Origin of the sequence: Actinomadura geliboluensis, from assembly GCF_005889745.1 — a bacterium.
GTDB lineage: Bacteria > Actinomycetota > Actinomycetes > Streptosporangiales > Streptosporangiaceae > Spirillospora > Spirillospora geliboluensis.
Genome location: NZ_VCKZ01000003.1, coordinates 74,502 through 83,509, shown reverse-complemented (window position 1 = coordinate 83,509; position 9,008 = coordinate 74,502). Strand labels below are relative to the sequence as shown.

Genomic DNA, 9,008 nt, shown 5'->3' with positions numbered 1-9,008 from the left:
TCCCCTCACCGGTGCCCGCCTCCCCGACCTTCCGCTGCGCGACGGCCGCACCGTCTACGAACTCCTCCGCCAGGCTCACCCCGTACTGCTCGACCTGGGCGGAGGCATTCCCGTGGCAATCGCGGATTGCGCCCGTGCACTGGAAGCGGTCACGCATGAAGGAGCGCTAGGCGACGATGCACCCCCGGAATGGTGTGACGTCCGCGCAGCCCTCATCCGCCCCGACGGCCACGCGCACTGGGTCACCACGTAAATCTCGCGGGCACTCCCGACTACACCGTCCAAGGTTGCAGGTCCCACACCTAGCGGCGACGGTGGTCTTTCACCCCCGTTCGGACAAACAGCGCTTTCATGGCGCACTGAAAGGGAGTGTCCAGTTAACGGATACCTCTCTGCTCACCGCCGCTTGACACAGAGAGGTGCCGAAAACCGTACTGTGAGGATCTTGGGGTGCCGCCTCGGGCGCGGTCTGACCCGAAAACCGTTTGGCCCTCCCGTGTGCCTTCGGACTGATCTGTCGGCTGCAGCTCCGGGGCGGTGCTTGCTGCCGCCGGACCGATCAGACGTGTCCCGATAGGGGCCTTGCCGCACCGAGCATCATCACAGTACTGACCGCCTGATCGGCCCGGCGACGGCCAAGCCCGTCCGCGCCTTGATCAGGAGAAACCATGCTCGGCACCCCCGAACTCGTCTCACCCCTCCTTCCGTCGATGGCCAGGAAGTGATCGTGGGAGTAGACACCCACAAGGACTTCCATGTCGCCGCCGCCATCACCACGCTGGGCGTCTTGATGGGCAGCAAGACCTTCCCCACCACCCAGGCCGGCTATCGGGCACTGGTGACGTGGGCTCGCGGGTTCGGCTCGGTGCGCCGCGCAGGTGTGGAGTGCACCGGGTCCTACGGGGCCGCGCTCGCACGCCACCTGGCCGCCGCCCACATCCAGGTGTTCGAGGTCAACCAGCCCGACAAGGCCAACCGTCGACGCCGCGGCAAGAACGACACCATCGATGCCTGGCCGCCGCTCGCGCCGTCCTGGCCGGCCGCGCCCACGCCCTGGGGGTGGCCGTACCGGGCACGATGACCGTGTCCGCGCCCTTGAGCCCTTCAAGGCCCCACGGCGCGCGCAGGGTGAAGGTGCCCGCGTCGATCTCCGGCTGTTCGGCGCAGACGCGGATCTGGTAGCCCGGGCGCCCGTCCGGGAGGCGGGCACGGGTGAAGACCTCGATCGGGGTGGACAGGTCGAACGGGATCACTTGGTCCAGGGCGAGAACGGCGACGGTGTGCATGGCGAGAACCTATCTGTTCACCGGGCGAGGAAACCCGGCTCCGATCTCCGAAATCTGTTATCCATCCGAGCTCAGAGTCCTCGTGGCGGGTCGTGGCAATATCCCGTTGAAGACTGTCACTCATGCCACTGGGCGGGCAGGGCGGCGAGCCCATACCTTCGAGGCGTCCCACGGCCTGAGCCGGTTCGCCCTCACACGAAGGAACTCCCCATGCACGTCCAGATTGTCCTGTTCGACGGCTTCGATCCGCTCGATGTCGTCGCCCCCTACGAAGTGTTGTACGCCGGCGGCATCGCCTCCGCGGGCGCGGTGAGCGTGGAGCTGGTCTCCGCGGAAGGGGCGCGCGAGGTGGTCAGTGGCACTGGGGGCCTGGCGCTACGGGCCACGGCTGCCCTCAACCCCTTGCGTGCGGGCCTGATCGTGGTGCCCGGCGCGTCGGGCCGCGTCGGCGAGCCCGGTGAGGTCCCCGACCAGGATGCGGGCGACGGAGAGCGGCGGCAGGACGAGTCCATCCCCGTCCTGCTGGGCAGGACCCTGAATACCGAGCTTGCCGCGCTGCTGAAGACGGCCATGGAGAACCCGGAGGTGGCGGTCGGCACTGTGTGCGGCGGCTCGCTGATCCTGGCCATGGCCGGCCTGCTGGACGGACGCCATGCCACGACGCACCACATGGGCCTGGACATGCTCGACGCCACCGGCGTCCACGTGGTGCGTGCGCGAGTGGTCGACGACGGTGACCTCGTTACCGGCGCGGGCGTCACCTCCGGGCTCGATCTGGGTCTGTACCTGCTGGAGCGCGAGGTAGGGCCCCGTATCGCGCATGCCGTAGAGGAGTTGTTCGCCCATGAGCGCCGCGGCACCGTCTGGCGTGATCTGGGTCCGGTGCCCGCCGGCTTCTGATCGTGCGCCGTACGCACACGAGGTTCGGCGCCGCACGCCACGCTTCTCGTTCGCCCTCTTCGTTCGCATACACCGTAAGGAAGAACAGCAGCATGTCCGTCGAAGGCATCTGGGACCTGTCCATTTCCACTCCCATCGGAAGGATCAAGGCCGTGATCGATCTCCGGCGGGAGGGCGGGGTCCTGACCGGCCTCGCCCACGGAGCGGGCGAGGAGGTCCCGCTCGGCGATGTCGTCCTCGACAGCGACCGGCTCACGTGGCATCAAGCCATCACCAAGCCCCTGCGGCTGAATCTGGCCTTCGACGTGACGGTCGAGGGTGACACCATGAAGGGGACCTCCAAGGCCGGGCGCCTGCCGGCCTCGAAGGTCACCGGCGAGCGGCGCGCGGTTCGAGCGGCGGCGGAACGCTAACCGTGGCGAAGTTCTTCCTCTCCCTGCACGTCCTGGCCGCCGTAGTGTCCATCGGCCCGGTGACCGTCGCCGCCAGCATGTTCCCCAAGGCGCTGCGCCGCGCGCACAGCGAACCGGGCGCTGTGGAGCTGCTCACGACCCTGCGGATGCTGCACCGCATCTGCCGCGCCTATGCGGTCTTTGGCCTCGCGGTGCCCGTCTTCGGGTTCGCCACCGCAAGCAGCCTCGGTGTGCTCGGCAATGCGTGGCTCATCACCTCGATTGTTCTGACCGCTGTGGCCGCCGGCGTTCTGGCCCTACTGATCCTGCCCACTCAGGAGGAGGCTCTGACCGCGGCGGAAGAGTCCGGCGCCGGCTTCCCGGTACCGGGCGACGGCATCTTCCTACGCGAGGTCGGCTCTCCCGAACCGGGCTCCGGCACCGGCTCCCGCGTACCGGGCCGCCTGGCCATGCTCACAGGGGTCTTCAACCTGCTGTGGGCCACGGTCACCGTCCTGATGATCATCCGCCCCGGCTCCACCACAGGAGTATGACCGTGCACCTGCGGCCACTGCGCGTTGCAGCACACATAGAACTCCTCTCACTGGTCATCATGCTGGCCAACATCGCCACCGCCCACCTCAAGCCCATCTCCTCCCTGATGGGACCCACCCACGGCTGTGCCTACCTGTTCGTCGTGATCGCAACCTGGCGCTTCAAGCAGGCCGCGGCCACCGCTAAGGCCGTCGCCATCATTCCCGGCATCGGCGGTCTCCTCGCCCTGCGACTGCTGGGCCGCTCTGGCCCCACCCGTCCGGATCTCGAAAAGGTCACCCGGGCATGATTTACGTCGTGCCGATCCTGATCGGCCTTCTGTACGCGCTGCTGATGTCGCTGATTCGCGAACCGCACCGGCGCCGCTTCAACGCGATCATGGTGGCGGGAGCGGGCGCCGCCTATCTCAGCGGCGGCGGCTTCGGCGGCTGGGAGTTCCTTTTCACCGCCGTCGCCACGTATGTCGCCTACCGCGGGCTGGAGTCCTGGACGTTCATAGGCATCGCCTGGCTGCTGCACACCGCCTGGGACGTGCTCCACCACCTGCAGGGCAACCCGATCGTGCCCTTCGCCCACACCTCCTCCCTCGGCTGCGCGATCTGCGATCCCGTCATCGCCCTATGGTGCTTGCAGGGCGGTCCCTCGCTGATCGACCTCGTCCGCAGCCGGTTCACGCGCTTCCGCACCGCAGAGGGCGCGCCGTCCGAGCAGACGGTGGAAGTGTCCGACCGACCGCACAGCGGCACCGCGGAGCAGGAACCCGCGGTCAGCGACGGAACCCGCCCTCGGGAGCCAGCGACCTGACCGCTGATCCTCTCCGCCCCGTCGGTCGACGCAGAGTCGTTCGCCAGTCGTGCCACCGAATCGCCTGATCAATCGGGCCGTCCCGCAAGAGGTCATCCGCGTCCTCCTCGACCACGAGTCAACCCACATGATCGCCCACTACGCCAAGATCACCGACAAGACCGTCCGGCGGCGCCGGGAGGCGGCCACCAAGGTCAACATCAAGGGCGAGCGCGTCGACCTCGAGCCCTTCTCCGACAAGCAACTGCCCGGCAAGACGATCAACAATCCACTGCACCGGCTGGTGCCGTCCTACTCCGACGCCAACAACACCCGGGTCAACAGCAACCGCTACTACGCCAAGGCATGGGGCTGCAACCCCTACTTCCCGAACTGGAACGTCCCGGTGGAGTACCCGCCGGAGTACCCGCCGGAGTACCCGCAGGGCCGACCGGTCCAAGAGTGCGATGAGTACCCCTTCGCCTCCACCTACGAAGGCGCTGCGCGCTGGAAGACCGACGGAGACCAGTACAAGAACATGTTCTCCGCCAAGCCGGTGTACTGGCGCGACAACCAAGCTGCCGGCACCCTGCTCGGCAACTGGTATGACTGGGACCGAATCGCCGAGCACCAAGCCTTCTACATCAAGGTCGACTGACCGCCGATCGATCAGAACCCGGCGTGCTCAGTGGGGCGCCCCGCCGCCCCACTGGGCACGCCCCCGCACGGAGGGGCGCTCCCATGAGCACGAGTCTGATGGCCTCGCACGACTGGCTGGTGCAGCCCTGGTATTCGCAGGTGGAGGTCAACGGCGCCGACCCGCCCACAGATGCCATGCCCACCGCCGCTCCCATGAGCAGCAGCGCGTGCGAGGGAACAAAACTGCTGCTGTTCACCAGTGGAAGCGACCTCGCAGTCCACATCCGCGCCGAGTCGTGGACCAGTGAGCCGCTGACCGGAGACCCATGCCTGGACATCGAAGCGGCCACCTGGACTCTCCACATCCCCGCCGGCCGGATCACCGTTGCCGACTCCGCATCGGCCGATCCCTAGGCCTTCGATCTGCCCGCCCCCGGCCATTACCGGGTGCGAGTCAACGCCTTCAACACCGACACACGGCAACTGGCCGACGACGCCCAGAAACGATCCTCCGACTTCGACGACCCGGCCTACCAGACTGAGGTCGCCAAGCTGACCGGCCGCGAACTGTGGTTGCTGCGGCTGTGGCCCCCAACCACCCCACCACCGCGCAAGTGAATCCCGTAGGCAGAGCCGGCGCACCCCGGGTCTCTGTCTGCGCAGACGAGCCCATGCGCTACGCCGGGGACGTCGAAGTCGGCCGAAGCCCGCCAGGTCACTGCATTACAGCCACAGACATACGCTTCATGCCCCCGGCATGTTCAGCGAGTAGTAGCGGATCTCCGCGCTCAGCGTGGGCACTTTAGTCGTTACGCAACCTCGACGGCCTTCAGTCCGGACGGTCGCACCCTGGTCACCGCCACCTCCAGTATGTCCGATGAAATGACGTGGCTGTGGGACATGGCGACACCCCACCGACCTTGTCGGCTCAGTCTGCGCGGCAGTTGGACGTGGACGCACGTTGACGCCCCAGGAATGGGGCCGATACCTGCCTTCCGGTTTCAAATTCCGAGGGGCCTGTCTGTGACCAGATGGTTTCGTTCGCGTCTTCCGGCAGCGACTGGCGGGTGCACGGTGAACTGCTGGTGCTCGGCATTCAGGTTGCCGCATCCACGGCATGGGAGATTTTCAAGGACGCAGGCACCGATCCAGCCCCGAGCGCGCCTCCACCACCTGGGCTGGCTTTATCAGGTTGCACACAGAGCGCCATTCCGCGGCGTAGCACTCCGGCGCGGAGTTTCTCATCAACGCAATCCCGGGCCTCTGTCGACTTCAAGCTAGTCGCTCGTGCACAGATTCTCGCGGAAGTCGGAACGCCCCCGGTTGCAACCTTGTCGTCGGCGACCAACCGACTTCCCAAAACTCGTCGGGGACGACGAACCGCCTGCGGGTTCTTGTGCTTAATATCACCACGCATGGGCAATCTCAGCGACATCCAAGCTTGGCTCGATGAGCGGTTTCCGCTGCTGATCGAGGAGTACGACGTTCCAGGTGCGGGTTGGGCCGTGATCCAGGGCGATCAGGTGGCCGACGGTGCCGCCGGGTTGCTCAGCAAGGCGACCGGGGTGGAGGCGACCCCCGACTCGGTCTTTCAGATCGGGTCGGTCACCAAGCTCTGGACCAGCACGCTGGTCCTGCGACTGGCCGACGAGGGCAAGATCGAACTCGACCGGCCGGTGCGCGCCTATCTGCCGGAGTTCGGCGTGGCCGACGAGGAGGCGGCCGAGCGGATCACCGTCCGGCAACTGCTCAACCATACCGCCGGGTTCGAAGGGGACATCTTCACCGACACCGGGGTGGGTGACGACTGTCTTGAGAAGTACGTCGCGACGCTGCACGAGGTGCCACAACTGTTCCCGCCCGGTGAGCAGTTCTCCTACAACAACGCCGGCTACTGCGTGCTCGGCCGGCTCGTCGAGGTGCTTCTCGGACGGCCGTATGACGTGTGCCTGCGCGAGCAGCTCATCACGCCGCTCGGGCTTACCCACACCGCCACCGGCCCCTATGAGGCGATCATGTTCCGCGCCGCGGTGGGCCATGTCGAACTGGAGCCCGGTACGGGCTACGTGCCTGCCCCGATGTGGGCGCTGGCGCGCTCGAACGCGCCGGCCGGGTCGATGCTCGCGATGCGGCCCCGGGATCTGGTCGCCTTCGCCCGGATGCACCTTGCGGACGGCGTGGCGGCCGACGGCGCCCGGGTACTGGCCCCGGGGACCGCCGCCCGGATGCACGCCCGGGAGGTCGACCTGCCCGAACTCGGCATCATGGGCACGTCGTGGGGCCTGGGTTTCGAGCGGTTCGACACGGCGGCCGGTGCGATCATCGGTCACGACGGCAGCACCATCGGGCAGCAGGCCTTCCTGCGGATGGTCCCCGAGGCAGGGGTGGCCGTCGCGCTGGTGACCAACGGCGGCGCTGCCGTCTCGCTCTACCACGATGTCGTGGGCCGCGTCCTCGGCGAACTCGCCGGCGTCGGCCTGCCCGCCCTGCCGGTCCCGCCCGCTGAGCCGCGGCGGATCGACGCCGATCGGTACGTCGGCACCTATTCGGCTGAGGTCTTCGACCTCACTGTCAGCCAGGACGAGGACCAGCGGATCTGGATCGAGCAGATCCCCAAGGGGGTCTTCGAGGAGATGGGCGGGAAGGTCGAGCGGACCGAACTCGTCCACTACCGCGACGAGATGCTGATCCCCGTTGACGCCGACCGCGGCATGCACATGCCGCACGCGTTCCTGGGCGACGACGGCACCGGGCACGCGCTGTACCTGCACCTCGGCCGAGCGGTCCGCCGCGCCGGCGCCTGACCCATCCACCACTGGAACCACGGGACGAGAACGTTCGGACGGGAATCGCCATGAAGCAAACCATTGCGGGCACTTATGGGCTTTGCCTGGCCTTGGCCGCCACCGCGCTCGCCGGCTGCGGCGGCTCGTCGAGCAGCGGCGGGACGGCGGGAGTCGTCAACGGCGGCACCTTCACGCTCGGACTCTCCTCCGACCCGGGCGACCTGGACCCGCAGATGGGCGCGGGCAGCACGCTGTTCACCGTCACGCAGTTCGCCTACGACACGCTGGTCAGCGCCGACGGCAAGACCGGCGAGATCCGGTCCGCGCTGGCCAAGAGCTGGCAGGCCAAGGGGACGTCGGTGACGTTGACGCTGGCCGACGGCATCACGTGTTCCGACGGAAGCCGCCTCACCGCCTCCGACGTGGCGGACAACCTCAACTTCGTCGGGGACCCGAAGAACAAGAGCCCCCTCCTGGGGACCTTCCTCCCGCCCGGCGCCAAGGCGAAGGGGGACGACGCCACCCGCGTCGTGACCCTCACCCTGGCCCAGCCGGCCCCCTTCGTCCTCACCGGACTGGCCAGCCTGCCGATCGTCTGCCCGGGAGGCATGGCGAGACGCGCCTCGCTGAAGACGGCGACGGCGGGCACCGGGCCATACAAGCTGACCGAGGCCGCACCGGGCGACCACTACACCTACATGATCCGCGACGGATATACGTGGGGGCCGAACGGCGCGACGACCGCGACCAGGGGGCTGCCGAAGACGGTCGTGGTGAAGGTGGTCGAGAACGAGACGACCGCGGCGAACCTGCTGCTCTCCGGTGGCCTGAGCGCCGCCACGATCATCGGGCCGGACGCGAAGCGGCTGGAGAAGGCGGGCCTGTTCGCCGCCAAGACCCCCGAGCTGGCGGGAGAGCAGTGGTACAACCACGTCGCGGGCCGGCCCACCGGCGACCCCAAGGTCCGCATGGCGCTGACCCGGGCACTCGATCTCGACCAGCTCCAGAAGGTCCTCACCTCGGGGGAGGGCGGGCCGGCGATGACGCTGGCCGCGAACGAGCCGGTCGCCTGTCCCGGCGACTCGGTCTCCCGCTCCCTGCCGGCCACCGATCCGCGGGCGGCGGGTGCCCTGCTCGACCAGGCGGGCTGGAAGCGGGGAAGCGACGGGCGGCGCGCCAAGGGCGGCAAGCCGCTGTCGTTGACCTTCCTCTACCGGAACACCAACGGCAGTGCCGGCGACGCCGCGGCGGAACTCGCGGTGAAGCAGTGGAAGGCGATCGGCGTCGAGGCCACCGCGCGCAGCCAGAACGAGACGACGCTGACCGGCACGATCTTCGGTGGCGGGAACTGGGACGTCGCCTGGGTCTCGCTCAACGTCAACAGCCCCGACCAGCTCGTGCCGTTCCTTTCCGGGCCGGCGGCGCCGAAGGGCAACAACTTCGCCGCGATCTCCGACCCCGACTACGACAAGGCGGTGCGGTCCGCGATGGCGACCCAGGGCACGGCCGGGTGCCGCCAGTGGCTCGCCGCCGAGTCCGGACTGATCGCCAAGGCGGACATCGTGCCGTTCGCCAACGGGGTCGTGCGCATGTTCGGCAAGGCGGCGCGGTTCGAGACGCCCGGCCAGCTGGTCCCGACCAGCATCCGGATGCTGGCGAGGTAGCGG

General features: G+C 68.1%; 12 protein-coding genes. All 12 read left to right on the top strand.

All coding sequences use genetic code 11. The annotated features are described in order from the left end of the window. Window positions 1–253 (top strand): aromatic-ring hydroxylase C-terminal domain-containing protein (locus ETD96_RS48035; RefSeq protein ID WP_478209486.1); only part of this gene is annotated, 253 nt, incomplete at its 5' end. Window positions 254–727: 474 nt separating this feature from the next. Beyond that, entirely contained in the window at window positions 728–1,081 is a 354-nt protein-coding gene (locus ETD96_RS01305; RefSeq protein WP_171068794.1) for an IS110 family transposase, read from the top strand. Window positions 1,082–1,496: 415 nt separating this feature from the next. After that, on the top strand, window positions 1,497–2,186 hold the full coding sequence (locus ETD96_RS01295) for a DJ-1/PfpI family protein (RefSeq protein ID WP_138632619.1): 690 nt from the start codon (window positions 1,497–1,499) through the stop codon (window positions 2,184–2,186). Between the two features lie 92 nt (window positions 2,187–2,278). Then, window positions 2,279–2,599: a hypothetical protein gene (locus tag ETD96_RS01290; protein WP_138632616.1), complete on the top strand. Its 321-nt coding sequence runs from the start codon at window positions 2,279–2,281 to the stop codon at window positions 2,597–2,599. A gap of 2 nt (window positions 2,600–2,601) precedes the next feature. Beyond that, on the top strand, window positions 2,602–3,132 hold the full coding sequence (locus ETD96_RS01285; protein ID WP_138632613.1) for a hypothetical protein: 531 nt from the start codon (window positions 2,602–2,604) through the stop codon (window positions 3,130–3,132). Then, window positions 3,129–3,422, top strand: a complete 294-nt coding sequence (locus tag ETD96_RS01280; protein WP_138632610.1) for a DUF3817 domain-containing protein — start codon at window positions 3,129–3,131, stop codon at window positions 3,420–3,422. Before ETD96_RS01285 ends, ETD96_RS01280 begins: the two co-directional genes overlap by 4 nt. Continuing rightward, a complete protein-coding gene (locus tag ETD96_RS01275; RefSeq protein WP_205719049.1) occupies window positions 3,419–3,937 on the top strand; it encodes a DUF6010 family protein in 519 nt (172 codons plus the stop codon). Before ETD96_RS01280 ends, ETD96_RS01275 begins: the two co-directional genes overlap by 4 nt. 49 nt (window positions 3,938–3,986) lie before the next feature. Further along, a complete protein-coding gene (locus ETD96_RS01270; RefSeq protein WP_138632607.1) occupies window positions 3,987–4,574 on the top strand; it encodes a NucA/NucB deoxyribonuclease domain-containing protein in 588 nt (195 codons plus the stop codon). A gap of 83 nt (window positions 4,575–4,657) precedes the next feature. Next, window positions 4,658–4,969, top strand: a complete 312-nt coding sequence (locus ETD96_RS01265; protein ID WP_138632604.1) for a hypothetical protein — start codon at window positions 4,658–4,660, stop codon at window positions 4,967–4,969. A gap of 33 nt (window positions 4,970–5,002) precedes the next feature. Then, window positions 5,003–5,173, top strand: coding sequence for a hypothetical protein (locus tag ETD96_RS44340; RefSeq protein WP_171068793.1), 171 nt, complete (start codon window positions 5,003–5,005; stop codon window positions 5,171–5,173). Window positions 5,174–5,886: 713 nt separating this feature from the next. Beyond that, window positions 5,887–7,359, top strand: a complete 1,473-nt coding sequence (locus tag ETD96_RS01260; protein WP_240807070.1) for a serine hydrolase domain-containing protein — start codon at window positions 5,887–5,889, stop codon at window positions 7,357–7,359. A 50-nt stretch (window positions 7,360–7,409) separates the two neighbouring features. Beyond that, on the top strand, window positions 7,410–9,005 hold the full coding sequence (locus tag ETD96_RS01255; RefSeq protein WP_138632601.1) for an ABC transporter substrate-binding protein: 1,596 nt from the start codon (window positions 7,410–7,412) through the stop codon (window positions 9,003–9,005). Window positions 9,006–9,008 lie beyond the last annotated feature (3 nt).

Excerpts from the sequence above, each read along its gene's own strand:
- ETD96_RS01295 (WP_138632619.1), top strand. The coding sequence starts at position 1,497 with ATGCACGTCCAGATTGTCCTGTTCGACGGCTTCGATCCGCTCGATGTC.
- ETD96_RS01290 (WP_138632616.1), top strand. The coding sequence starts at position 2,279 with ATGTCCGTCGAAGGCATCTGGGACCTGTCCATTTCCACTCCCATCGGA.
- ETD96_RS01280 (WP_138632610.1), top strand. The coding sequence starts at position 3,129 with ATGACCGTGCACCTGCGGCCACTGCGCGTTGCAGCACACATAGAACTC.
- ETD96_RS01275 (WP_205719049.1), top strand. The coding sequence starts at position 3,419 with ATGATTTACGTCGTGCCGATCCTGATCGGCCTTCTGTACGCGCTGCTG.
- ETD96_RS01265 (WP_138632604.1), top strand. The coding sequence starts at position 4,658 with ATGAGCACGAGTCTGATGGCCTCGCACGACTGGCTGGTGCAGCCCTGG.
- ETD96_RS01255 (WP_138632601.1), top strand. The coding sequence starts at position 7,410 with ATGAAGCAAACCATTGCGGGCACTTATGGGCTTTGCCTGGCCTTGGCC.